Below are 26,121 nucleotides of genomic sequence, written 5' to 3' on the forward strand. Positions count from 1 at the left end.
GAAACACGTTTAATGAGATGGTATGTCCCTCTTCACAGCTAAACTTAAACTGGGTTTAGTGCTAAAAGGAAGGTGTTCCATGTCTACAACTCACATTGGTACGCCCCTAATGCTAGACATTACATAGATAAGAAAAAGTAGGTCAAATCGCCCACTATGATTTGAGAGGTTGAGCGACGCTGGCAAGGAATGGGGCAAAGACGTGTTTACCGAGGTCGGCGCCAGCACGTCCTTGGACACTTCCGAGTAAGCAGTTTTGCAAAATTACCTAATCCACTACACGCAGACCTATAAATTATTTAGGTACGCCCTAGTTGTTTTCTTTGCAATGTGATCAAAGCTAAAAGTATTGCCATTTCTTTTCATAATACTCTGAACTTGTTCAAGTTTCTTACAGCAGATCTCACTGTAAAATGCGACTAATTTGACATCTGAATATCCGTCATTGGCATTGTACTAAAGGAAAATAAATGTTTATTGGAAACTTAAATAAAGACCAACAAGGCGTTTTACTAGCTATTGCACAGAAATTGATTAACGTTGATGGGCAAGTTTCAGTCGAAGAAGTTGCAATTCTAGAGCAAATTAAACTTCAATGTGATACAGATGTAGAAGCGCTTTCTTACACCGAAGAGTCGATGATAACACTCTTCCCAGATCGCCGTTCAAAGGTCTCCCTGCTCGTTGAAATTCTTGGCGTAGCGTACTCAGATACAGAGTACTGCAAACAAGAACAAGACTTTTTAACTCGCCTTGCTAGCAATTTGAGTATTAATGATGATGAGCTACAAAAGCTAACTGACTGGGTTACCCGCCAGCTAAATCTTGTGCAAGAAGTCGCTTTACTCATGGAGGAATGATATGCCATTACCATTTTTATTAGTTGGTGCGGCGGCAGTCGCCGGTCTCTATGGCGCTAGCAAAAGTAAAGACGCATACGACGACACCAAGGAAGCAAAGGACGTTAACGCTCGGGCCAGAAGAACTTTTGATGATGCAGAAGAATTGCTTGAGAACGCAAAAAATCAAGCCAACCAATCGATGATCACTTTTGGTCATACTAAATTTGACGTCTACCAAAATACGATGACGCCATTTTTTGAACTATATAGCAATCTCAAAAACATTGATTTTTCAGAGCTCGACAATCGTTCACATGATCTTACTGTGACTGAATCAGAGCTGGTCAATGTACATCAAGCAACACTGAATATTCAGAGTGTGTTGAGTGGTGGCGTCACCGCGCTAGGCGCCGGGGGCTTAGCAGGGCTAGCAGCTTACGGTGGCGCGAGTGCCCTAGCGACAGCATCGACCGGAACCGCAATTTCTGCGCTAAGCGGCGCTGCAGCCACGAACGCAACGTTAGCATGGTTTGGTGGTGGCGCTTTATCTACCGGTGGTTTAGGAATGGCGGGCGGAACCGCTGTATTAGGTGGTATTGTCGCCGGGCCAGTGCTGGCAGTTGGCGGCGCTTTATGGGCATCAAAAGCCGAAGCTGCAAAAGAAAACGCCTATGAGAATCTCGCGGCAGCCGAGCTAGCATCAGAACAGATGTATACAGCTGAAGTAAAAGTGCGCGCAATTGGCCAACATTTTGATTCAACGAACCACTTATTGGATCAGTTAAACGCCAAAGCCCTCGCATTGCTGCCAAGTCTAGAAGACTTGATCAAAACCGAGCGGGTCGTACAGTTCGAGTGGAAAAAGTCGCTTGTCCAAGAATTGATGGCTTCATGCACTGACGCGTTAAACAAAGCGAATCAACTAGAACAAAGCCAACAAGGTCTATGGTGCAAAATTAAGTATCTTTTCACTGAAAATCCAAACCGTCAGCCCTGTATTGATGCATTCCAGTCATTTGTGGAGCATGTATCGCACCCTCAAGTCTCAGAACTTAATTCAGAGAGTCTAAGCATAAACGCATCACTAAAACCTAGCGCTTATGCGAAAGAAATTGAGAGACTTTTAAATATATTACGTACTATAGACAGTGAGTTAGACAGCCCAAGTGATAGTGTTTCTTATACCTTACTCTCTGAACAAAATAAGACCGGATGTGCCCTGTTAGTATCATTAATTTGTACTATTAGCCGTGTAATCCACCAACAAATGTTGTCAGAAGACGGTGATTTAGTACCAGAATCAATTGCACTATTGAACGAGTGTAAACCCAAGGAACTGCAAGCGGCCTAAATAATAGAATGACAGGAAGTAAAGCATTTTTGCTTCCTGTTCATTTAGGAACCCAAACTCAATGCGTATATTCGATAGATTGTTTTCTAAAAAAAAGTCGTTAGTGCAAGATACAATCGCTAACACCATCAGCAATGACTATACAACACATGCTACCCAAAGGGTTTTTGATACAATTACCAATGCCGATCTTCTTCCTCTTGCAGCTCAGCGGTTGAAAAATGTCGCGCCCGAGATATCTCAAGGACACTTGTTCGAAATCGATCAGGCAGCCAAGTTCTGTAAAGATGCAATTAAAAAGAACAGCACCCTATTCGCTCGCACCACCGAAAGTTTAGGTATGCCCCATGATCCAGCTGACATCCTGATAAGTAATGGCAAAGAAACGCTTAAAAAATATCAAGCGAAATCTAGCCATTCAGCGGCCAGTACTATTCGTATGCTTAAGGACAAAAAATACGATGGAATGGGAAGAGTTGGCGGATCTGAACATTACGATAAAGCCTGTGACTTAATGGATCAACGATTGGCATCGCCATCCATAAAAAGTAAGGACCTTTATGCTGACACCAGAAAAACGTACGATAAAAGTATTCGATGTGAGGATGTTGTCGCTGACAATACAACGTACGATGACGCAAAAAAACTCACCGACCCCAAGTATGCCCAAGAATATGCCAACAAACTAAAGAATGAAGCGGTCTGGACAGACATTCACTATTCAGGGCTCAAAGGTGGTCGAATTGGAGCTGGCATTGCAGGTTCTGTTTCCTTAGCGACAGGCTTATATGATTTGTATAAAAATGAAGCAGAGATAGGCGAAGTGCTTCTCAACACCACCACGCAAGCAGGAAAGGGGTTTGCTACTGGGTATGTCTCTACCGCGATGTCGAAAGGAATCATACACGGTGGGACGAAACTCCTTGGAGAATCAACGGGCAAAATGCTCTCTCGTTCCAATGCGCCGATGGCCATAGCCACCACTGTCGTTTCAGCTAGCAAATCAATGTTAAGTTATATGAATGGTGACATCACCTCCGATGAACTACTTGAGGAAGTGAGTTATACAGTGATTTCTGGTGCATCCGTATTTTACTATGGTGCCTGGGGGCAAGCAGTAATACCTATTCCTGTTGTTGGTGGTTTAATCGGTGCTGGTGTGGGCTTTATGATCAGTAATATGCTTCAACAATCAGGTATGATCGCCTTAGGTGACGCTTCTGTTGTTAAAGCAGCGAAAGAACGTCGAGCAGCCATCGAAGCGATCTGTGCGCAAGCCATACCACAAATGCAGAAAGAACGAGCCGCTATGGAAAAGATCATCGACGAGCACTTTCAAAAACAGGCTGTTGAATTTTCACTAGCATTCGATGAAATGGATCTTGCTATGACAGATTGGAATGCCGATAAATTCATAGTCGGTCTAAACAGAATTAACGCTCAACTTGGCCATTCTCTCCCGTTTTCGAATTTTCAAGAATTTGATGCCATGATGAGAAGTCCCGAACCTTTAAAATTTTAAGCTTCACTTCAGATGATTAGCAAATTGTAGTGGCATAATTGGTCACGCTGTTGGATTAGAAAAAATAAGTCAAATAAAGCTTTGCTGATTTATGTGTTGTAGCGGTCGAAACAAGGTATGGGGCAAAAACGGTTTAGCTCCACTGAACTAAACCGTTTCTAACAGGTAACAAAAAATATCTTCAAACCCTAAACTCGTATTACGAGCCTATGAACGTAAGTGCGAGATCGTCTTAAGTGCTGACTTAAAGGCTAACGAAAACTTGAGATAATCGCTGGTATCCCCGGTAGTAGACCCACCAACGCCATTACGCTTGTTAGCACAACAAACATAATGCCAGGCAACACCCAACGGCTCATTTTACTGAGTTCCCCACTGCGTTCTTTACAGCCAACTAAACCTAAGTTATCCAGCAGCATGGTGAGCGACCAGCCAAACGCAGGGTTAACCAGCGCTGAAGAAAAAACAACAATCGCTGCCGATTGGGTGGTTTTCCCCTCACGCGTCATTTCCATTCCTGCTTCTAGCAAAGGCACAAATACCCCAACAATAAGCGCAACACAAAGTACAGGTTGCCAGATCGCTAAGTCCATTGGGTAGCCCCAAACCGCGGCGATGATACAGAACAGTGCCGTTAGCAAAGCGCCTGCAGGAATAGGACGTTTAGCGATAGCCGCCGGAACGATGTAAGTTCCCCACGAAGACGTAAAGTTAGTGCCACCGAGTAGAGAACCGAACGTTTGACGAATTGAAGCGGTGGTCATGGTATCGTCAATGTTCATATGGACTTTTTCTGTACGTTTGGGATAGCTGATTTTTTGGAACACTTGATGCCCTAAAAAATCTGGTGACCACATAGCGACTGCCAAAATAGCAAAAGGCAGCACGACCATGAAGTGTTCAATCGTCGGTAAACCCAGCATCCAGCCCGTATCTTCCCCCCACCAATACATAGGGTTCATATTGGGCAAACCGGGCTCGGTTTGAAAAGAAAACGGGGCGCCCATGGCAAAAGCTAACGTGCCGCCCAGCAAGCAACTAAGAGGGACGGCTAGCCAACGCTTACGAAAATGTTCCAATAAGGCATATAAAATAATGGTGCAAAAGATCACAACAAAAGCGATGTGACTCATTCCAATTCCCTCAGCCCAAGCGAACAGCTTTTTCACTTGCGAGACGGTTCCAACAAAGCCAAGGTAGAGTAATAGACCGCCACACACGCCTTTACTGGTGAGATTTGCCAGCATGCTGCCCCCTTTACTGATGGCCAACAGTATGCCAAAAGCGCCGATCAGCAAACCAAAGGCCATAGGGTGGCCGCCTGCTGCAACGACAATAGGAATTAATGGGATGAGTGGGCCGTGTGTACCTGCGAGGTTTGCGGTCGGCAATAGAAAGCCTGAGAAAAGGATAATGAAAACAGAGGCGATGAGTAATTCATAACGGACATTTTCTAAAATAAAGCCTTCATTTAGTCCTAGCGCCCCGGCAAAGGTTGCTGCAATGGCGCCTACCATTACCACTTTACCAATGGTCGCGGCCATCGCTGGAATGGTATCTTCTATCTCAAATCGATAATCTTTAAATGGCAAATTAGGACGCCAGCGTTTAGGCGCCATAATTTTCAACTCGTGCTCTAAATATTGTTCTCGGGAATCAAATTCCGATCTTGGTTTATGCTGTTGTTCATAAGTGAGTTCATCCTCATTGGCTTGAGGCTTATCTGTTTGTATATGTACGGACTCTAAAGTGCTGCTCATTGTGATTCCTTTCGTTCACACTCTAAGGTGTGTTTTTCCAACCAACGTTATGTGCTCACTAAACGAAGACTAAGCGAGTCGTTGTCTATATCTTCTCTGCTACAAGAACTCGATGACTGAATTTATGAACCCTGGAAATTCAGTTGCTAGTACCTTATACCAAACCAAAAAGCACAAATAGTCTCAGACGGTTAGACATTAGTCGTAGGGTATGGGCTACCAGCATGGGCGTTGTTGTGGAATTTGATAGAACTAGCCTCAAGGGCTTTGGCTAAAGCGAATGGGAAGTTAAGAAGCGCGGAACTGACGGAAAGCGTAGAGTCTGGGAGAAAGTTGCATTGGGTGGTGGATACCAATACTCACGTAATAGATGTAGTAGAGTTGAGTCTGACCGGTTAATTCCAGACGGAACCCGTTAAAAAAATAGGCGACATGTTCGTCGCCCATTTAGCTTAGATTTGTTTTAGCTAGATTCGTTTCGAGTTTCAAACGCTACCAAAACGAAAACGATAGTTTCGCGAATTAGTCGTTTTTCTCTTTACCGTAAACACGAACGCCAGCTTTAGAGCCTTCTGAGTTACCGTAAACTTCGATGTTTTTCACACAACGGCGGTAACCAAAGTAACGCCAGTCAGTGGTTTTATCTTTCTTAAGATCGCGGTGAAAACGGATCGTTTTTTCTTCACCGTTTTGGAATCTCACCACGACTTTTCTCAATTCTAAGTCTTTCTCTGCTTTTACTTTGATCGCATTCGTGTTGCGGCACACCACCATTGGGATTTTTGCCGCTAAGTTGCCGTGCTCAAGCAAAATGGTACGACCTAAAGTGAATTTGTCATCTGCGTGTGCAGGCGTTGCAAGTAGTGTTGCAGCAACGGCTGCGCTTAGAAGAGTCGTTAGTAATTTCATTTACGTTTAAAACTAGATTAAGGGGCGCGAATCATAATCGAGGAAAATGAGTTCGCGCTAGTATTATTTTTTGTTGAGAAATAAGTTTTACATCATTCTGACATTACCCTGAAAAAGGAATACCTGTGAGCGCAAGTCCATTTTCTTCATGCGACGTTGATCACTTTGAGTTCCTATTGCTACATCGAGCAAATCGCCAATAAAGAATAGCAAATAGAAACAAGTACTTTAGCCATCCCTAATGATCTTTTTATGCTCAGAGGATCAATTGCTCTTTACTAAAACTGTACGGTACAGTACAGTTTGTGAAAGTCATCCAATCAGGTTTTAAAAATGAAGAAGAAAGTCATCGCATTGGCGCTTATTGTAGGTTCGCTGTTTGCTGCGGGTTGTGCGTTGTACCAACCCAATACAGTCACAACGGATAACGCTTATGTTCACTCGGATGTGACAGCGATTTCTCCAGAAGTCGGTGGGCAGGTAAGCCAGCTTTTTGTTGAAGATAACCAGTGGGTAGCCAAAGGCACGCCACTGTTTTCGATTGATGATGAAGACTTTATTGCCAATCAAGAGATCGCAAAAGCAGCGTTAGATGTAGCGAAAGCTGGACTGGCCGCAAACCAAACCAAGACGGAAATGCAGTTAGTGAAGATCGAGCAGGCGAAGCAAGGTATTCACGGTGCGAGCGCAAACGCGGAGCACCAAGCAGCGGAATTCAAACGTCTTTCACGCTTGGTGCAAAAGCAGTCGGTGAGTAAAACCCAATTTGAAGCGCAAAGAACGCGTTCTATTGAAGCGAGTAGCAACCTAGAAACGGCCAAGCTTGCACTGACGGCAGAACAGAAGCAACTTGATGCGTTAGTCACAGAAAAGATGCAATTGACTGCGCAACGTAAGCAAGCGGAAGCGAATCTGAGGTTGGTCAATATCGCACTGGAAAGAACCATCGTTCGTGCGCCATTTGATGGTTATGTGGCAGACAGACAAGTGCAAGTGGGTAAGTTTGTTCAACCGGGCATGGGCTTGATTGTAATGGTACCAGATTACGTTTGGATTGAAGCCAACTTCAAAGAGACTCAATTGGAGAACGTCCGCCAAGGGCAAGAAGTGGGAGTAGTGCTAGACATGTTCCCGGATCATCCGCTGCACGGTCGGGTGTCTTCCATTACTCCGGCTACAGGGGCGCAATTTAGCTTACTGCCTCCGCAAAATGCGACCGGTAACTTCGTTAAAGTGGTGCAGCGTGTACCAGTGCGTATTGAGTTAGATATTCCTAACGAACTCAAACAGCGCGTTTACCCTGGCTTGTCGGCTGAAGTTTCAATAGAGACGACTAAGCAAGGTTAATTGTCATGAATAATCGTTCACCCTTGCTGATTATCGCTTTGTTCGCCATTGCGGCTTTTGGGATTAATTCCGTGATGTTTACTGAATTGTCTCATGAGATGGCGGCAGCATCTGGCTTGTCCGGAGATGAAGTCGAATTGGTTAAAATCGGTTTTATGATCACTCAAGTCTTGGGGTTTATGCTTACCCCATTTTTGGTGCGTAAACTTGGCACCTCATTGCCATTGAACGCGGCGTTATTGGTAGGCTTGGGGACGAACCTCACGCTCTATTGGGCAGGTCAACATGCGCTAGTGTTCACGTTAACCTGGCTTGTTAGTGGATTTTTCATGAGCATGTTATTGGTGGTGGTGAATCTCTATCTACTCAACACATTTGCACAACGATGGTTGCCAGCCATTATTGCGCTGACACTCATTTTTTCGACGCTGCTACCAATGGGTGCTTACCCTTGGCTGGTGGCTGAGATCGTCGAAGTATTTGACTGGACATTGCTCTGCGCAGCGTCAGCTTGGTTGTATTTCTCGGCCTTGGTGATGGTCAGTTTATATAAACCGCAACCGGTTAAGATAGAAGCAAAGGCAAAATCGGCGGGTTCGGTGTACCTCGTGCTCGCCTTAACAATGAGTTTAGTGGTGTTCCTCTTGATGCGTGGCAGCTACTACAACTGGTTGGACTCAAACTGGTTTGTACAGGCTTCTTCGGTTGCGGCGGCCCTCGTTTTGTTCGCGGTGTACCAGTTGGTAAAAACACGTCACTTGAATACAGCATCAATGCAATTGCACGGCAAACTGAAAACCAATGTGTTTATGTACAACGCCTTTCTTGCGGGTTTTGCAGTGATGGCCAGTACGGTGCTGTTTGCTAACTTCCTAAAAATGGCAATGCACTATGACAGTCTCAATGTGGGTTATGCGCAATTGCCATCGTTTTGCGCCATGTTGGCCGGCATGCTGGTGAGTGTGCTGGTGTATTACTTTCGTCGTCCTCTAGCGGATGCGGTGGTGCCTTTTGGCGTATTGATGATTCTGCTGTCGGTCTACGAGTTCAGCCAACTGCCGAGCTTTGTTGGTACAGAATCATTACCCATTCCAATGCTACTGCGCGGTTTTGGTGTGGGCTTGTTGAATGTGTCGGTCACGATTGCTGTGTTGATGTATTTCCAAGTGGGGCAGCGTTTAGAGGGCATTGCCAATTTCTATCTGTTCCGAACCATGGGCGGGGTGATTGGTGGTGCATTTTTCTCTCGTGTGATCCAAAACCACAGCGCGCAAGCATCGGGCGAAATCGGGCGAACACTGGATGGTTCTAACCATGTGTTTGCGGCTTACGAACAGGCATTAAGTAACGCCATTCTCACTCACGGGCGTTTGCCTAACCCTGCGTTGGGCATGAGCCAAATTAGTGCGGTCGTTAAAGAACAGGCGACGACATTAGCACTGAATAATTCGCTATTGATGTTCATTGTCTCTATTTTTGCTCTAGCGTCAATCCTATTGATTGGTAAGAAGCTAGCAGCAAAGCAAGAAGCCCACTGAAGCTAAGTAAGATAACTAAACAGTAAAATAGAGAAGGGAGCCGATGGGCTCCCTTACTTGTATGGGTGTATTTCTTGTTTCTGTGTATTATGCGTTTATTGCTGATACAGTTTAAGGAATGCCGCCACCGCTTTTTGGGTATGCGCTTCTAATCTCTCGTCGCTTAAGAATTCAAAGCCCATTAACGCCATGTTCTGGTAATCCAATTTGATCAACGCGAGTAGCTGATCACACGCTAAATCGGCATCGTCGATGATAAGTTGCTGGCTGACCCTGTCGGTTTTTAGAAACTCTATTAAGTATTGGTGAATGCGCTGTGGTCCGGTTTGCCAAAATTGATTAGGTATCAAATCGTGCTTGTTGAAGTCAGCTGATACGATGCGATAAAGCGATAAGAGAGGATTGGAACAAATGCCGCGTAGATACTTTTTAGCGAAGTCTTCTAAGGTTTCTTTTAACGGCTCATTTTGTTTACCGGCTAGTTGAAAAACCGACTCCAAGCTGGTCTTAGTATTATGTGCAAGCACCTCAACAAACAATCCTTCTTTATTGGAAAAGTAACGGTATAAGGTTTGCTTTGAACCACCACAAATTGCGACGATTTGATCGAGAGACGTGTCCTTGTACCCCTGCTCAATAAACAGTTCGGTAGCGACTTCAATGATCCGAGTTCTTTTCTTTTCTGTCGATGCGCGCATAACGTTATCCACTAAATGATACTGTCCAACTAAATAACACTGTCCTGTACAGTATCATTATAAAAGATTCGAAAGTTTGATTTTCTGACTTATATTGTGAAATAGCGAAATTATTGTGAAATAGCGAAATAAAAACAAAAAAGGCGACACAAGGCCGCCTTTGAAATCAGATTGGGTGATCTAACGTCGGTAGTACAACGAAATACGATTGCCATCAATTTCTTGCACGATGAATGGGATTTCGTAGATGTCGCTCAGTACATCGGCATCAATCACTTCTTCAACGGTGCCTGCTTTGATGACTTCACCGAGCTTCATTGCAACGATGTGGTCGGAATAACAAGAAGCAAAGTTGATGTCATGAATCACAATCACGATGGCTTTGTTCTTCATCTCGGCGAGTTTGCGCAGCGTGCTCATGATGTCGACTGAGTGTTTGATGTCGAGGTTGTTCAGTGGCTCATCTAAGAATATGTAGTCAGTATCTTGTGCCACTACCATTGCAATAAATGCCATTTGACGTTGCCCGCCCGACAGTTGGTCGATAAAGCGATCTTTCAAATGGTCGATTTCCAGATGTTGCATCGATTCTTCAATGATGCGATGGTCATCTTCTGTCAGACGACCTTGTGAGTATGGGAAGCGACCAAATGCCACTAAGTCACGCACAGTAAAGCGCATGTTGATGTTGTTCGATTGACGCAGCACCGAGAGGCGTTTTGCCAAATCTTCTGTGTTCCATTGGTCAAGAGGCTTGTCACCAATCACCACGGTACCAGCATCACTTTCGGTGAGTCGGCTTGCCATAGACAGTAGGGTACTTTTACCTGCGCCGTTAGGACCGATAATGCTGGTTACTTTACCAAGTGGGAAAAGGGCATCTGCGTTTTTTACCACGTATTTTTCGTTGTATTTTTTGCTAAGACCTTGAATACGGATCATGTGATAAACCCTTAATCGAATTTGTTTTTCATAAGCAGAAGCAAGAAGTAGCCGCCGCCGATAAAGTTGATAATAACGCTGATGGTGGTATCGAAATCGAACAGGTTTTCTACCACCCATTGACCGCCGGACAGCAGTACAACCGATAACACAGAGCTTGCAACGATCAATAAGCGGTGCTGGAAGCCAGTGAAAATTTGACGTGTCAGTGCGACAACGATCAAACCAAAAAATAAGATTGGGCCAATCAAAGCGGTCGAGATAGACACCATCAAAGTGATGATGAACATGACTTGCATAGTCAGTTTATGGGTATCGACGCCGAGGCTTTTTGCGTTGTCGACACCAAGCCACATGACGTCTAATTTGTGAGCGATAGACATGAGGTACGCACCACACAAGACCATTGGCACCACGCACCAGTACACTAATTCACTGTTGATGTTATTGAAGCTCGCAAACATTGAGCTTTGGATGAAAGTGAACTCATCTGGGTCAGTGATCATGGTGAAAAAACCGGTCACACTGTTGAACAAACTGCTCAGTACAATACCAATCAATAGCAGGGTGAAGATGTTGCGCTGACGGCCTCGGAAGTAGAAGCTGAACAGCGTCATCGCACACACAATCATGATGCCTGTCGACAATACAAAATTGAGCTTGCTATTGATGACAAGTGCACTTAAGCCACCAAAGGTTACGACAAGCAGCACTTGAATCATTACGTACATCGAGTCAAAACCCAGAATCGATGGGGTTAAAATTCGGTTGTTGGTGATGGTTTGGAAAATCAACGATGACGAAGCTATCGCCATGGCTGCCAACACAATCGCCAGTACTTTCGGAATGCGTCGCGACAAGAAAAACTGGTAATTATCTGGTGTTAAGCCCTTGCCAATAAACACTGCACAAATCAAAACTGCTGCGATTGCGAGCAGAATAACTTTCATAGAATCACGCATTCGATTTGTCTCTCAGTACTAGGTAAATGAAAATAGAACCGCCCAAGATGCTGATGATCATCGAAATTGGAATCTCGTAAGGGAAGATGATGAGACGACCTAAGATGTCACAAGCGAGGACCAAAATAATACCGGCGTACGCTGTCCAAGGTAGGTTGCGTCGCATGTTATCCCCGATAAAGAGAGAGACTAGGTTAGGTACAATCAGACCTAGGAATGGAATCATACCGACGATCATCACGACTGATGATGACAGCACGGCCACAAGAATGACGCCAATCAAAACGATACGTTGGTAGTTAAGACCGATGTTTTTCGCGAAGCTCTCACCCACACTCGCGGCACTAAAGCGGTTAGCGTAAGCGTAAGCCAGTACAGAAACTGGTAGAGCAAGGTACAAGAACTCGTAGTTACCACGCAAAACAGACGCAAAGTTCGCAACTGTCCAAGAGCCAAGGGTTTGTACGAGGTCGTATTTGTAGGCGACAAATGTTGTCATGGAAGACACTACGTTGCCGTACATAATGCCTATCAGCGGGACTAATACCGTGTTCTTAAACTTTAAGCGTTGTAGAAAGCGAACGAAGATGATGGTACCCAAAACAGAGAAGCCGAAAATGGTCAGCAAGTGTACCCAACTGCTCATGTCAGAAAACAAAATCAGCGCCATGATATAGCCAAACATCGCCCAGTCGACCGTACCGGTAGTGGAGGGGGCGGCGAAGCGGTTTTGTACGATTTGCTGCATGATAAGACCAGCAATACTCAGCCCTGCACCGGCCAAAATGATGGCAAGTAAACGTGGTAAGCGGCTGACTAATAGGATGTTCAAACTATGACTGTCACCAGCCAAAATTTGCGAGAGGGAAACGTTCGCGACTCCAACCAGCAAAGAGGCGCTAGCGAGGACGACGAGCAATAAAAAAGCCAAGATATGATGTAATTTCATGGTGTGGTTATAGCTAGATAAAAACAACAATGACCTTTCGCGCCGTGAAGCGGGAAAGGTCATCTTTTAGTATGAGATTGAACCGTGTCTATTAGTTTTCAATGACTTGGTTCAGATCTTTAATCATGGTTTGTGTGGACTGGTACCCACCAGAGGTCAAGTACCAAGCTGCCGGGTCCATAAACAACACGCGGTCGTTTTTCGCCGCTGGCGTCGATTTAACAAGGTCATTATCGAATAACGCTTTTGCTTTGCCGTTGCTTTGGCCAATTGCCTGTTCGCGGTCTAGGATCAGCAATACTTCTGGCTGTGCATCAGCAATGTATTCGAATGAGATCAAGTTGCCATGAGTGCGTGCGACAGATTCTACGTTTTCTGATGTTGATGTCTTAAAGCCTGCTTCTTCGTAGATGAATGAAAATCGGCTGTTCGTTCCAAACATTGCTAGGCTATTGCCGCTGTTTGATACGGTCAGTGCGCGTGGTGGTTGCACTTTCACCTTGGCGTGCAGGTGATCAATTTGGTCTTGAACATCTTCAATTAGCTGCTCTGCTTGCTCTTCTTTATCAAAGATATCACCCAGAGTACGCCAGTGTTCTTGTGTGGTTTTCCAGTAATCTGTGGTGTCGATACGGAACATGTAAGTTGGCGCGATGTCACTGAGATCTTTATAGATGTCTGCCATGCGGCCTTCAGCGATGATCAAATCCGGCTTTAATGTGAATAGCGTTTCGAAATTCACTTCTTTTACGCTGCCCGTATTTACAAAGGCGTCGACGTTGAATTTTTCTAGTGACTTTGGAAGCAGTGATTTAGGCATACCAACGGGTGTAATGCCTAATGCATCCACATAATCTAAGCTGCCGTAACCCAGTACAACAACACGTTGTGGTACGCCGTCGATGTCTACTGTACCTAGGCTGTGTTGATAGGTTTTAGCCATGGCTCCCATTGGAGCGAGAGTCAATAGCAAGGTTCCTGTTGCTGCTCGAAGAAAAGTTTTACCAAACATAGAGATTTCCAAAAGGTCTTTCGGGAAGTATTACCCATTCGAGAGAATCGTCTCGATAGCTGCGTATTGTTAACTCGCCAAAATGTCTTCAAAAATGATAGAGCGCGAGAATAGTGTGTTGCAGTCTAACTTATTTTAATTTAAATCAAAATAAGAATGATTATTGATTGCAGACACATTAACAGATACGCTATATGCAGCAACAGAATTTACAGAATAGTGAGTATTCAAAAAATGAATTTAGCTCAAGTCGATTTGAACTTGTTGTTTATTCTTAAACATCTATTGGAAGAAAAACACGTTTCCAACACTGCGGTGTCTCTCGATATGAGTCAGCCATCCGTCAGCCGATCTTTGCAGAAGCTGAGAAATTTATTCAATGATGAGCTGTTAGTGAGAACGGCTCATGGGTATGAATTGACCCCAAAAGCAGAGGTGATCAAACAAGATCTAAATACGGTTCTGACAGGGCTTGAAAAATTGATGTACGGGCAATCTTTTGTGCCTGAAAAGAGCAACGGCACCATTCGTTTTTACGGCTTGGTTCCTCAAGTGATTTTCTTATTGCCAAGCATTGTGTCGCGGATACGTGAAGAGGCACCAAGCATGATCGTCGACATTGATTCCGTTCCTAAAAGGCACTTTGATGCACTGATTGCAGGGGATGTGCATTTTGTGCTCTCAACGGCCGAGCCACCTAGCTCTGAACAAAATTTGTACCGTATGAAAATTGCCAATCGCGACTATCGATTCTTGATGAGTGAGGCGCACCCACTTGCGCATGTGGATGAGCTAACGGTGGAAATGCTGCTGGATTGCAACTTTGGTCAAATCTCTCTGCAAGGCGGAAAAACGCTGTCGATTTATCATCGCTTTGTTGAGCTTGGTGTCGTAGATAAAAAACGTCAATTATCCATTCCTGTTCAGCTTTCAAACTTCAATGCGGCGCCGGCGATTGCTGAACAAACGGATGTTATTTTCCATTTACCTACACCGTTTGCTGAGGATGCGTGTCAGGGACGCAAACTGATCACGAAAACCGTGCCTAAAGCAATTCGTATGAATGAGGAGGCGGTGTACTTATATTGGCATAAACGTTATCACAACGATCCAATGTGCAACTGGGTTAAGTCACTTTTTAAGGAAATTTATGGTTCAGTTGAACCTGAATGACCAATAAATCAAGTATTCACTTTGCGTATAGTGGTAATAACGTAAGTGAATGTTTGGCTGCTTGTCTTTACCAAACAAAGAATATTTAATGCGAACCATTATCATTATAAATCACATTAAAGCTTTGTAGGATCACCATGTCGAAGACAACTCCATTTGCACGCAAACCATTAGCAGTGGTTATCGGTGCGCTATGTACTTCTTTTTCTGTCTTTGCTGATACAGCGCCTATCGAAACCGATGAGCAGCTGGTGGTAACAGCAACTCGTACTCAAATGGAGTTGAAAGACGCTCCAGCTTCGATTTCGGTTATCACGGCAGAAGATATTGAAAATGACCCGGGTATCACGTTGGCCGATATCGTATCGAACGCAACCAGCGTGGAGTCGGATTTCGATAGCACTCGTGCGGGCCGTCAACAAATCTCGATCCGTGGTATGGATTCAAAATATACGCTGATCATGGTGAATGGTCGTCGTATGAGTTCAGCAAGTGCCATCGTACGTGGTAACGACTTTGACCTATCTGCAATCCCAATGGATTCTATTGAGCGCGTTGAGATCATCCGTGGTCCTATGTCGGCACTTTACGGTTCAGATGGTATGGGCGGCACGATCAACATCATCACTAAGTCACCAAGCAATGATTGGAGCTCACAACTGAGCTTAGACAATACCACACCAAACGATGGGAACGGTGGTCAAGAGTATACGGTTGGCCTAACCACCTCTGGTGCGTTGATTGAAGATACGTTATTCGCGCGATTCTCTGCATCTCAAACTAGCCGCAACGCGTGGCAACCATACTCAGGCATTAAGAGTGTGAAAGGTAAGGAATTTGATCGCTCAGATGTGACGGCGTTAGAAGGTCGTGATAGTTTGGCTTTGTTTGGTAGTCTTTCATGGCATCTTGCTGACAATCAGTTCATCGACTTGGATTTAGGTTACAGCGATGATGAACGTGATACCGCAGCAGAGAGTGCCACTACGGTGCTTTATTCAGAATCGCGTGTAAAACGTAACAGTCAGGCGCTTTCTCATACAGGCATGTGGGCTTGGGGTGATACGCAAGTTCGTTACTCACGTGAAAACGTAGAGAACAAAGAAGCCGCAAACGACGGCGCAGATTCTATCGAAGAAGTGACTCAAATTTTTGAAGCGTCTGCAACGACTTATCTTGGTGATAGCCATACCGTCACATTCGGTGTGGATTACCAAACAAGTGAGTTAACTAACCCAGAAAACATCAAGGGTGGTAAAGCTGATGCATATCAAGGCGCAGTGTTTGTTCAAGACCAGTGGGAAATGACCGATACACTAACGGCAACCATCGGTGGTCGTTTAGATAAGCATGAACGCTATGGCGAAGAGTTCAGCCCGCGTGTATATCTAGTTCATCAAACAACAGATGCACTAGTGCTGAAAGGTGGTGTGGGTAAGGCATTTAAAGCGCCAACCATGACTCAAAACCACCCAGATTTCTTGCTGAGCAGCTGTAAAGGTAACTGTAATATTGTTGGTAACGCTGACCTAGAAGCGGAAACCAGCATTAACTATGAGTTATCTGCGCTCTACAGTGGCCGTAACTGGAATGTTGAAAGTGCGGTATTCCGTAACGAAATTGAAAACTTGATTGAACAGACGGACATCAGCTGTAAAGTGGGTACTTGGTCGAGCAGTAAGATGAGCTGTGTGAACGAAGATGGTAGCCTCGTTGATCGTGAAATCTCAGACCCTTACAAATCATACCAAAACGTGTCTAAAGCTGTGATTCAAGGTGTGGAGTTATCGGGTAATGTTCAGCTTGCTGAAGCATGGGAACTATCGGGTAACTACACATTCTTAGATACCGAAGATAAGTCTACAGGTGAAGAGCTTAACGAGCGTTACAAGCACTCTGCGTTTGCACGAGTAAACTGGTATGCGACGCAAGATTTAAATCTATTTGCGAGTGCTCGATACCGTGGCGATCGTAAGATCGATTCTGAACTGACACAAGATGCTTACACGACGATGGATCTTGGTACGGTTTACCATGTGAACGATGCGCTACGTATTCGTGCTGGTATCACGAACTTAACGGATGAACGTGTTTCAAAAGAGCTTGAGAACATTGGTTATGTTGAAGCGCCGCGTACGTACTATGTAGGTATGACCGCAGACTTCTAAATTCTGTTGAGAGATTAATTTGAAAGCTGGCGTTGCAGTGTACTCTGCAACGCCTTTTTTTGTTTTTGAAAACAATTGTTTATTGCTCTACGGGTTGCTCCGAAGAGAAGCCACGCAGAATATTAGCTAGAGTGACCGCGGCAAAGAGCACGATAACAATAGATAGATGCCACGCTTCACTAAGCCCCAATTGAACCAGCGCCATACTGACCATGGATGAAACCACCATTTGTCCACCACCTGACATCGCTGCAGCTGCGCCCGCTTGTTTTTTATAAGGCTGCATAACCATTGCTTGCGCACACGGTAGGGCGATGCCGTTACCCAATATCATCAGTAATTGCCCTAACATTAAATACAATGGTTCAATAGGGCATAAAAACAACCAAATTGCTGCAATCAAGTGTAAAACTGGCGTGACTAACAACATCTTCTTACTACCGATGATCGGACGTACGCGATTGCAAAGGCTAGTACCCGCTAACATTCCAAGAGCAGGAATGATCGCCCACATTGCGTATTCATCGGATGTCATGCCGATTTGGTTTTGCATGATAAAGGGCATGACGGAAACCGTGGTGATCATCAAACTGAAGTTAAGCCAACTGATACTGGCAAAGCTCATAAAGTAGCGTGATGTTAGCAAGTCACGATAATGCAGAAGCATTTTTTTAGGCGAAGGGATTGAGCTAGATTGAGCAACCGTTTCTTGAAAACGTAGGGCAATGATTACCCATGCCAATGAGACGTAGCCTAACAGTGAAATAAACACCATACTCCAGCCAAAATGGAAGTTGATAAAACCACCTAAAACGGGAGCAACGAGCGGAGTAATCGATGCTGCCATCGCAATATAAGACATAGCGATGGGTAGCTCTGGGCCGCTAAAGCGATCTCGAGTTGAGGCCCTAGCCAGTACCGCGCAACAGCCCGTTCCTAAGCCTTGCAGGAGTCGTCCAATCACCATGCCAGTAAAGGTATGGCTGAAAAATATGATCACCAACAGACCCGACATGGCAATTAACAGCCCTGCAAGCAATACTTTTTTACGCCCTAGCGCATCAGAGATGGGGCCGTAAATAAACTGAGACGGGCCGAATCCAAGTAAGTAAATACTTACTAATAATTGTGCTTGGTCCAGTGAAATATGGAAATCTTTGGCTATCCAAGGCAGTGATGGAAACACCAATCCCATACTCAGTTGTCCAACGCTGATAATCAAGCAAGCCAGCAAAATGGTCTTAAAGTCGATAGGGCGGCTCATGATTTTTCACCATCACCACGACGGCGTAGGCTTCCCTCATCATCGTATTCATTCAATTTCGTTTTGACTCGCTTAACGGTTGATAGACTGACGTCGCATTGTTCTGCCACGCTTTTTAAAGTGTGCCCCTCAAGAAGCAGTGTGGCGATCTGTTGATGTTTCTCTTTATCTGCAGGTCGGCCTCTGAACTTTTTCTGCCACATATTTGGCTGTTCTTTTATGGCTTTTCGGCCTTGCTCCGCCGCGAATAATCGATGTTGGGTTTGCACTTTACCGTATCCAGAGAGTAGCGCTAATAAGGTTTGAGTTTGTTCTGAATCGGGCTCAAAAGTGAGTGGCTCACAAACGGTTTTTAGCGTTATTCCCTTATCTAGTAAGGCTGTAATTGTATTGAATGCCTGACTGAAATCACGACCAAAAACCGTCAGCCACCAAATGATAACGGTGTCTCCAGGACAAACGATGTGGAGTAATTTTTGAAAAGCTTCACGTTCTTCAGGTGGAACGCAAGCACGTAATTGATCCTCAAAATGTTGAGCTGTTGGCGCGAGCGTTTTTAGTGCTTCGAGGTGCTCTTGATAAGCCCTGTTCTTGGGAGAATATCGGGTGTAGAGGTAAGTGGTCATTTTTGGAGATTTCTTTGTTGTAGGTTCATTTGAGGTTATGGGTCATAAATATACAGTGATTAACGAACAACCACAATGGTGATGAATAAATAAACGGAGTAAGGGCACTTAATCAATGTGTTGTGCGAGCGCGGATTAGTGATTCCGACAGTTGGTTAGCGAGCCTGAGGGTGGATGGTCGGGAGGATGGGAGTGTGGGTGAGATGGAGAGTGGGTGAGATGGAGAGTGGCGTGTCATCGAAAAAGATAGGGCCAGATTGCTGTTCATTCTGGCCCGAGATTTGAGTTTTGAAACTGGAGTGGAACGTTGAGGTTACTCAACACAACAAACGCGATTCTTTCCGAGTCGTTTTGCTTGCATCATGGCTTTATCTATTTGAGCAAGAGTATGATGATAATTGTTTTCTAAGCCCGTCACACCGATGCTGACGGTGAATTTGATGTTGCCATCTCCCATTGAAATCCAGTCATTTTTTAGCTCATCTTTAAAGTGTTCGAGTTGCTTTTGAGCTTCACTAAGGCTGCCTGCCTTAAAGAGTAAGGTAAATTCATCACCTCCGGTTCGGGCAACGCAAATTCCCATTGGTTTAGGGAAGCTATCTCGCAGTACATTCGCAGTTTGCTTAATGATGAGATCACCCACAGGATAGCCATAAATTTCGTTAATACGGCTAAAGTTGTCGATATCGACGGTTGCAACAAAGCGTTCATTCTCTCCGAGTTCACGAGCGATATGCGTTGCCAAACCGGTTTTATTTTCCAGTTGGGTAACAGGATCTTGATGACGTAAGCGCTCACGGAGACGAAGATTTACTAAGGTTGTTTGAGCATAATTCTGGATCAGGTTTAATACATATTTGTTTGGTGGTGTTTGATAGCTGATGTAAAGCACCGCCATCAGCTCGCTACCATCAAACAATGGCATACTGTAGTTTTTTCGACTAATTTTTAGCTTTTGAATGAGATCATCTTGATTCAATACTTGGCTATGAGTGGGATTTGTTGAATCAAAACGCGACGCATAGGATTTATCAACCAATGCTAGTCTTCGATTGCCATGATAGTCGAGCGTGTAAATCCCGTGATTCATGCCATCGTACAAGCACAGTTGGATGCCATTGTGGTAACAAAATCGGTTGAGGACTCGCTTAATTTGATCTCTAAATTCACCCACGTTGTTGACATTATTCAGCCTCGATAGTGAACGATGTAGCTGGTTAGTTAGGTAATGCACGCCAGAAGAGAGTGCGAGCAGTGACATAATTAAAGCGGCAATTAGCCCAAGAGGATAATTATTATTAATAATGTCCGCTCGGTCTGTTCCCGATACATAGACCCAATCCATTCTATTTTCAGCGTCGAATACCGAAACTTTATAATCACCTTGATAATAGTATTCGTGTTTGCCAACTAGTTGACCGTTGTGCACTTTGTCGCTAATTCCTCCATGATAGCTGACTGAGGTATCGCCCACTCGGTTAGGATCTGGATGGAAAACTAAGCGTCCGGTATCTCTGTCGACAACAAATATGTAGCCATCATTAAGTGTTTTCAAATCACGAAGTTGCTGTGTGGTATGAAGAAGATCAAACTCCAACCATAGGTGTGTTGAGACAGATGGGTCAACGTACTTTAAGGCAAATACCCAGCGTTTATCGGTATTTTGATACAAAGAAGAAAGGTAAAAACGTTCGCTAATGGTATTTAGTTTGTGCCAATGCAACTTCGACGTATCTTGAAGCGCAATGTCGCCATCAGGAAAGAATGCTTTCTCTTGGTTATCCGTAGAGTAGAGCACCGCAGAATATTGAGGGGAGAACTCGACGATACTATTACTGACGTCGGTAAAGGCTTTTTTGTTCGGGTTTTCGTTACTGGATTTTAGTGCCGCTTCTAATAAAAAAAGCTTGGCGTATGCGGCTTCAATTTGTGATTTAACCAGCCTTTTGGCGGTAATTATATTGGTTTGTGATTGTCGGTAAACCACCGCTTCTGAATCGCTTAACTGTTCGTAAGAAGAATAGAGAATGAAGCCACCGAGAAGTAATAGGTAAGGTCGCGTATAGCGGATCAAGAATCTAGGGAAAGCCATGTACCAATTCGTTTGTAAGATATTATAATTTTAGCGAGCAATAGTAGATGAGTTTCATGGTTACATCAATGCGAATGGTGTGCCACATAATTGAGTTTTTTCGCTTTGTTTCACAAGCCCTATGGAATTTAGGGCTTGTGAATTGGTCATTTGAGGTAGGAAGTTCGAGACACGCTAGGGTTGAAAATGCAGAATCGCCATTGAAGTTGGTGACAGCAACACTTCTCCTTTGGCATGGCCTGGGTTTAAGTTGCGTACGTTGGTATCACAAATTGTGACCCATTGTTGGTTGCGATCATTCGGTAGTTTGAATCGTGCAGGTGCATTTGTTTGGTTAATCAAGTAAACTAGTTCTTGCCCGTCTTTACCAATGCCGAGATGCAGTGCCACTGAGCTTAGTCGGTTCCAATCATCATGTTCCATGAGTGTGCCATCAATGCGATGCCAAAATATGCGGTTATTGTTCCGATATTCCCCACTGAATGCACGAATGAATGGCACCATATATTGATTACGATTGGCAACCATCTGCGCCATCCACGTTCTAAAGTGCTGCTTACGCTCGGTATCAGACCAGTTTAACCAGCTGGTTTCGTTATCTTGGCAGTAAGCGTTGTTATTCCCTTCTTGGCTATGAGAAAGAATATCAGCAGTAAGGATGTGCGGAATACCAAAGGCAAACAGCAGACTCGCCATGAAGTTGCGTTTCTGCTTTTCTCGCGTCGCGATGATCATCAAATTCTCAGTGTCACCTTCAACACCATAGTTCTCTGAGCGATTGTCACCGTGGCCATCGCGATTTTGTTCGCCATTGGCTTCATTGTGTTTGTTTTTGTAAGACACTAAGTCTTGCAGTGTGAAACCGTCATGATAGGTAATGTAATTGACGGTCAGCTTGTAAGGCCAGTTTGCGGCGCTGTAGATGTCACGAGAGCCCATGAGGCGGGTCGCGAACTCTTTTAGATACCCTTGGTCTCCTCGCCAGAAGCTGCGTGAAATATCGCGTAATTTGTCATTGCATTCATTCCAACCAAAAGGGAAATTTCCGACTTGATAGCCATTCGGTCCAATGTCCCAAGGTTCAGCAATCAGCTTGGTTTCTTTTAAAACAGGATCTTGTGCGACAGCTTTGAAAAACGCCGCTTCTGGGTTGTAATCATCACCTTGGCGGCCAAGTGTTGCGGCTAAATCAAAACGGAAACCATCGACCTTAAACTCACTCACCCAATAGCGAAGCGTGTCCATCACGAGATTGAGCGCTGGTTGATAGGTGAGGTCCACCGTATTGCCACAGCCGGTAAAGTTCGCAAAATGTTGACCGTGTTTGATGTAGAAGCGGGGATCGAGCGCTTTTAAGTTGAATGTTGTTGGGCCATCTCCCCCCTCCGCAGTGTGGTTGTACACCACATCGAGAATAACTTCGATACCATTTCTGTGCAGTTCTCGAATCGTCGTTTTCAGCTCAGTAACTGCGTCATTTTCTGCATAACGAGGGTCTGGCACCATAAACAAGTATGGGTTATAGCCCCAGTAATTGACCTTATCCATTTTTAGGAGATGAGGCTCGTGCATACACGCGGCAACAGGCAATAACTGAAGTGTGTTAATGTTCTGCTGCTTGTAAAAGGCCAGCATTTGAGGGGACACAAGGCCAAGGTAGCGACCTTTAATGGCATCTTCGACTTCAGCATTCTGCTGAGTCAAACCTTTAACATGAGTTTCAAAAAGCACCATTTCTTCGCGTGGGATGCGAGGATGTTCCGTTTCTTGCCAATCGAAGCTGTCGTCTATCACAACACATTTTGGCATATTGAAGCTTTTGGCAGGAGAGAACGGAGGATGATAATGGAGAGCTTTGTTGATGGATTTGGCGTAAGGGTCAGAGATAAGTAGTTGTTCGTCGTGATGGCTGACCACATAGCCATATTCTTGTCCCGGTTGAATGTCTGGGATAAACGTGTGACGGATGCCCGCATCGTCTCCTGGTAAGTCGTGCAGCGAATAGCTGCCATTGTCAGAAAACAGTGCAAGCTGAATATCTTTCGTGCTCGGAGCGTGGATAGCGAAATTGCAGCCATCCTTAGTTAATGTGGCGCCGAGAGGATATGGGCGAGAGCCGTGTCGAGTCATCAGAGTACTTTTTTAATATTTATTGTTCGAATTAAGAAACTATAAGTAAAAAACTTTGTCTTACTAAGGTCAACCACCTTAATTCAAAAAATGTGAATGTAATTTAATTTCTTTAAGTGACCATTTTGAGTCAGAAATATGAAATATATATCACTTTGTAGCGATTGAAACTTGAATAAACTTACTAATTCCTCCCCTTATTAGTGATCTGACTCGAAAAAACGCCATACTGTAATTTTTCTCATCCCTTCTCATCCCCCTTAAATTAGTTTAGGGCGGAGGAAGTCATACTTATACGCCTCGGGTAATCTCAAAACCGTTGAAACAAACGGGGACTTGTTCCCATCTTACCTCTCTTTCTTTAGGCGCGTTTTTACTGCCTATATTCGCCTAAAGCAGCGAGCAGGGAAGACAGAATTATAAATACCCTTAATGGAGTTAAGAATGAAAAAAGTAAGTGTAATTGCTGCTGCTGTTGCTGCAACTTTGGCTGCTGGTTCTGCTTTCGCAGTAGACTTTAATGGTTACTTCCGTGCTGGTACTGGTATTAGTGGTAACGGCAATGGCGATATGTCGGTTAATAAAAATGGTGTTGGTCGTCTAGGTAATGAGAGCGACAACTACTACGAGTTTGGCTTTGCAGAAGATCTAAAAACGGGCGACCAAACGTGGCGTTTGGAATCAATGATTGCATCTGGTGCTGACGGCGCGGGTGGCTGGGAAGATGGCGACTTCAACGTTGCACAATTTGCGGTTAAAGCGAAAGGCCTGATTGCTGCTGATAAAGAAGCAACAATGTGGGCAGGTAAGACATACTACCAACGTAAAGATATTCACATTACAGACTTTTACTACCTAAACACTTCTGGTACTGGTGGTGGTATCGAAAACCTATCGATTGGTGACCAAAAACTGTCTCTAGCACTTATCCAAGATGGTGACCATAGTGATTCTACTGGCTATATCTTTGATGCTCGTTTAGCAAACATCGGTCTTTGGGAGAATGCTTCTCTTGAACTAGCAATGGCATATAACTTTGCAACAGATTCAAATGATGCGAAAGAAAAAGCTGATGACGGTGTGTTAGCTACAGCGATCGTTCATCAAGGCCTAAGCAATGGCTTTAACCAAACGGTACTTCAATACGGTACAAATGGTTACGGTGTGCAAGCGGCGAACTTCTGGGGCGCAGGCGCATACTACGCACGTGGAACAGAAGCGTTTAACGATGCATCAGGGTTCCGTTTGCTAAACTGGGGTGTTGTTAACCTAGCTGAAAGCTGGGAAATGGGTCACCAATTGGCTTACCTATCAGGTAGTGACATTGGTGGTGAAGATGCAGGTACTTACACAACTAAGAACTTTGATATCGACCAATACTCTGTAGTTGTACGTCCAATGTACAAGTGGAACGACACAATGCGTACAGTATTTGAAGCGGGTTACAACGCAGGTGAGCGCATTGCTGAAGGTGGTTTAGCGAAAGAAGATTTCGGTAACGCTAAATTTACAGTTGCTCAAGCTTGGGCGATGGGTGATAGCTTCTGGGCTCGTCCTGAACTACGTGTGTACGGTACATACCACTTAGACACTGAAAACGACAAAGTGTTTAATGGTGACGACACTGAATTTGTATTCGGTATTCAAGCAGAAGCTTGGTGGTAATAGATTAAGTTCATAATCATTAGCTGTCCTGTATTAATAGCCGACATCTGTCGGCTATTTTTCTAAGAGTTTTAGAAAAGTTAGACGTTTAGTAAAACTCAAACTAATATGCTTCAATGCCTCAAAACCTTTAGAAAAATAATTAGAAGGAAAAAGAATGTATTTTCGTGCCCTTATGTTAAGTGGATGTGTTGCATTAGCTGGCTGCCAATCTACAGAAATAATTGAACAAGTTCCCGTAGCTCAGCATGCACAACAAGTTAGCGTGATTTCAGAGCTACAAGCAGTAAAAATGAAGCTACCGAGCTCTGCGATTGTGGATATTACCTCTCAAAGCCAAGTTCTTAATTTTGGCAATATTGATAGCCCTGTTGCGGTATTTGAACTGCCTGCCGATCGTGGTGAGTTTGCCCTTACTATCACAAGCATGATTGATGATACGGCTTTTGTTCCACGAGCGATCATTGTTGATAAAAATGGCAAAGAAATAGAAAATTACGGTAAAGAAAACTTCGAATACACCAAGCCTCGTTTAAATTTAGGCAACCGCTTAGTTGCGGAAAATGATTTCTTCCCACCCGTCGGTTTAGACTCGGTTTATTTGATTGTTTATACCGATAAATCAGAATTGGGCGGTTATACCGATGTGATCCACCCAGCGCGTCTTGACGCTGAGGGAAGAGGTAACTACCTACCTGAAGTAAAAGACATTCCAATTCCAAACGGTATGACTGGAAAAATCGAAGTTTCGATTGACCGTGTAGGTTTCTTCTCAATTGGATCTTCAAACAGTGAGCCAGCAGCAGTGCCTGCCGCAGCTAAAACTGTGGAATCAGTACAGCCAGAGACACAAACTTACTACCACAATGCAATCAAAGCAGCAGTAAAAGCGGATGATATCCCTAAAGCATTGAGCTTACTTGATGAAGCGAAAGCTCTGGGTATTAAGGGTGCGCAAGAAGTCTTTGTGAAAGCAGTAAATAGCAAATAGTTAATTAAAAAAGCCGACTAAGAAAGTCGGCTTTTTATTGTGCATTTAGTTGTCTTTTTTACATATTATCTCATTCATGTTTAGAGTTTAAAGATGATGGTTCGTCGTACTCAATAGTGCTTTCTAAATGTAAATAATATTCCATTTTGTTATTTGAAGTTTGTTTTTAATTATTAACCC

At 44.2% G+C, this 26,121-nt stretch carries 20 protein-coding genes and 1 pseudogene; 10 read left to right on the forward strand and 11 right to left on the reverse strand.

Going from position 1 to position 26,121, the window contains the following annotated elements:
* Nucleotides 1-470: 470 nt before the first annotated feature.
* The 3 genes from KHN78_RS19905 to KHN78_RS19915 all read left to right on the forward strand — a co-directional run bounded on the left by KHN78_RS19905 (nucleotide 471) and on the right by KHN78_RS19915 (nucleotide 3,715).
* Nucleotides 471-860, forward strand: coding sequence for a TerB family tellurite resistance protein (locus KHN78_RS19905; RefSeq protein WP_211918404.1), 390 nt, complete (start codon nucleotides 471-473; stop codon nucleotides 858-860).
* Nucleotide 861: 1 nt separating this feature from the next.
* Nucleotides 862-2,193 (forward strand): hypothetical protein, encoded by a 1,332-nt coding sequence (locus tag KHN78_RS19910; protein WP_211918406.1) that lies wholly within the window; start codon nucleotides 862-864, stop codon nucleotides 2,191-2,193.
* Nucleotides 2,194-2,254: 61 nt separating this feature from the next.
* Nucleotides 2,255-3,715: a hypothetical protein gene (locus tag KHN78_RS19915; protein WP_211918408.1), complete on the forward strand. Its 1,461-nt coding sequence runs from the start codon at nucleotides 2,255-2,257 to the stop codon at nucleotides 3,713-3,715.
* A 251-nt stretch (nucleotides 3,716-3,966) separates the two neighbouring features.
* On the opposite strand, the gene KHN78_RS19920 is transcribed toward KHN78_RS19915, so the two are convergent.
* Entirely contained in the window at nucleotides 3,967-5,475 is a 1,509-nt protein-coding gene (locus KHN78_RS19920) for a DUF3360 domain-containing protein (RefSeq protein ID WP_211918410.1), read from the reverse strand.
* A 245-nt stretch (nucleotides 5,476-5,720) separates the two neighbouring features.
* On the opposite strand from KHN78_RS19920, the pseudogene KHN78_RS19925 reads away from it, so the two are divergent.
* Nucleotides 5,721-5,868: pseudogene (locus KHN78_RS19925) on the forward strand (IS5/IS1182 family transposase); the annotation flags it as partial.
* 129 nt (nucleotides 5,869-5,997) lie between these two features.
* Here KHN78_RS19925 and KHN78_RS19930 read toward each other — a convergent pair.
* Nucleotides 5,998-6,384: a DUF2541 family protein gene (locus tag KHN78_RS19930; protein ID WP_128813418.1), complete on the reverse strand. Its 387-nt coding sequence runs from the start codon at nucleotides 6,382-6,384 to the stop codon at nucleotides 5,998-6,000.
* A 333-nt stretch (nucleotides 6,385-6,717) separates the two neighbouring features.
* Between KHN78_RS19930 and KHN78_RS19935 the strand changes: the two genes are divergently transcribed.
* Together KHN78_RS19935 and KHN78_RS19940 are read left to right on the forward strand one after the other, a co-directional pair.
* A complete protein-coding gene (locus tag KHN78_RS19935; protein WP_211918411.1) occupies nucleotides 6,718-7,731 on the forward strand; it encodes an HlyD family secretion protein in 1,014 nt (337 codons plus the stop codon).
* Between the two features lie 5 nt (nucleotides 7,732-7,736).
* Nucleotides 7,737-9,269: an MFS transporter gene (locus KHN78_RS19940; RefSeq protein ID WP_211918412.1), complete on the forward strand. Its 1,533-nt coding sequence runs from the start codon at nucleotides 7,737-7,739 to the stop codon at nucleotides 9,267-9,269.
* A gap of 95 nt (nucleotides 9,270-9,364) precedes the next feature.
* On the opposite strand, the gene KHN78_RS19945 is transcribed toward KHN78_RS19940, so the two are convergent.
* The 5 genes from KHN78_RS19945 to KHN78_RS19965 form a co-directional block, all read right to left on the reverse strand.
* Complete coding sequence (locus tag KHN78_RS19945; RefSeq protein WP_211918413.1) at nucleotides 9,365-9,967, reverse strand: TetR/AcrR family transcriptional regulator; 603 nt, start codon at nucleotides 9,965-9,967, stop codon at nucleotides 9,365-9,367.
* Nucleotides 9,968-10,147: 180 nt separating this feature from the next.
* Complete coding sequence (locus tag KHN78_RS19950) at nucleotides 10,148-10,909, reverse strand: ABC transporter ATP-binding protein (RefSeq protein ID WP_211918415.1); 762 nt, start codon at nucleotides 10,907-10,909, stop codon at nucleotides 10,148-10,150.
* Between the two features lie 11 nt (nucleotides 10,910-10,920).
* Complete coding sequence (locus KHN78_RS19955) at nucleotides 10,921-11,871, reverse strand: iron chelate uptake ABC transporter family permease subunit (protein WP_211918418.1); 951 nt, start codon at nucleotides 11,869-11,871, stop codon at nucleotides 10,921-10,923.
* Complete coding sequence (locus tag KHN78_RS19960) at nucleotides 11,864-12,820, reverse strand: ABC transporter permease (RefSeq protein WP_211918420.1); 957 nt, start codon at nucleotides 12,818-12,820, stop codon at nucleotides 11,864-11,866. Before KHN78_RS19960 ends, KHN78_RS19955 begins: the two co-directional genes overlap by 8 nt.
* A 91-nt stretch (nucleotides 12,821-12,911) precedes the next feature.
* Nucleotides 12,912-13,832 carry a siderophore ABC transporter substrate-binding protein gene (locus KHN78_RS19965; protein WP_211918422.1) on the reverse strand — a complete coding sequence of 307 codons (921 nt, stop codon included), beginning with the start codon at nucleotides 13,830-13,832 and terminating at the stop codon, nucleotides 12,912-12,914.
* Between the two features lie 234 nt (nucleotides 13,833-14,066).
* Between KHN78_RS19965 and KHN78_RS19970 the strand changes: the two genes are divergently transcribed.
* Complete coding sequence (locus KHN78_RS19970; RefSeq protein WP_211918424.1) at nucleotides 14,067-15,005, forward strand: LysR family transcriptional regulator; 939 nt, start codon at nucleotides 14,067-14,069, stop codon at nucleotides 15,003-15,005.
* A 137-nt stretch (nucleotides 15,006-15,142) separates the two neighbouring features.
* Complete coding sequence (locus KHN78_RS19975) at nucleotides 15,143-17,173, forward strand: TonB-dependent receptor domain-containing protein (RefSeq protein ID WP_211918426.1); 2,031 nt, start codon at nucleotides 15,143-15,145, stop codon at nucleotides 17,171-17,173.
* Nucleotides 17,174-17,252: 79 nt separating this feature from the next.
* Here KHN78_RS19975 and KHN78_RS19980 read toward each other — a convergent pair whose 3' ends face one another.
* The 4 genes from KHN78_RS19980 to glgX form a co-directional block, all read right to left on the reverse strand.
* Entirely contained in the window at nucleotides 17,253-18,437 is a 1,185-nt protein-coding gene (locus tag KHN78_RS19980; RefSeq protein WP_211918428.1) for a multidrug effflux MFS transporter, read from the reverse strand.
* A complete protein-coding gene (locus KHN78_RS19985; RefSeq protein WP_211918430.1) occupies nucleotides 18,434-19,063 on the reverse strand; it encodes a recombinase family protein in 630 nt (209 codons plus the stop codon). Before KHN78_RS19985 ends, KHN78_RS19980 begins: the two co-directional genes overlap by 4 nt.
* 313 nt (nucleotides 19,064-19,376) lie before the next feature.
* Nucleotides 19,377-21,155 carry a diguanylate cyclase domain-containing protein gene (locus KHN78_RS19990; protein ID WP_211918432.1) on the reverse strand — a complete coding sequence of 593 codons (1,779 nt, stop codon included), beginning with the start codon at nucleotides 21,153-21,155 and terminating at the stop codon, nucleotides 19,377-19,379.
* A 174-nt stretch (nucleotides 21,156-21,329) separates the two neighbouring features.
* Nucleotides 21,330-23,285: a glycogen debranching protein GlgX gene (gene glgX, locus KHN78_RS19995; protein ID WP_211918434.1), complete on the reverse strand. Its 1,956-nt coding sequence runs from the start codon at nucleotides 23,283-23,285 to the stop codon at nucleotides 21,330-21,332.
* Between the two features lie 444 nt (nucleotides 23,286-23,729).
* Between glgX and lamB the strand changes: the two genes are divergently transcribed.
* Entirely contained in the window at nucleotides 23,730-24,950 is a 1,221-nt protein-coding gene (gene lamB / locus KHN78_RS20000) for a maltoporin LamB (RefSeq protein WP_211918436.1), read from the forward strand.
* Nucleotides 24,951-25,107: 157 nt separating this feature from the next.
* The gene (locus tag KHN78_RS20005) at nucleotides 25,108-25,941 is read left to right on the forward strand and encodes a MalM family protein (RefSeq protein WP_211918438.1); all 834 of its coding nucleotides are present in this window, start codon (nucleotides 25,108-25,110) and stop codon (nucleotides 25,939-25,941) included.
* Nucleotides 25,942-26,121 lie beyond the last annotated feature (180 nt).

Origin of the sequence: Vibrio sp. B1REV9, assembly GCF_905175395.2 — a bacterium.
GTDB lineage: Bacteria > Pseudomonadota > Gammaproteobacteria > Enterobacterales > Vibrionaceae > Vibrio > Vibrio alfacsensis.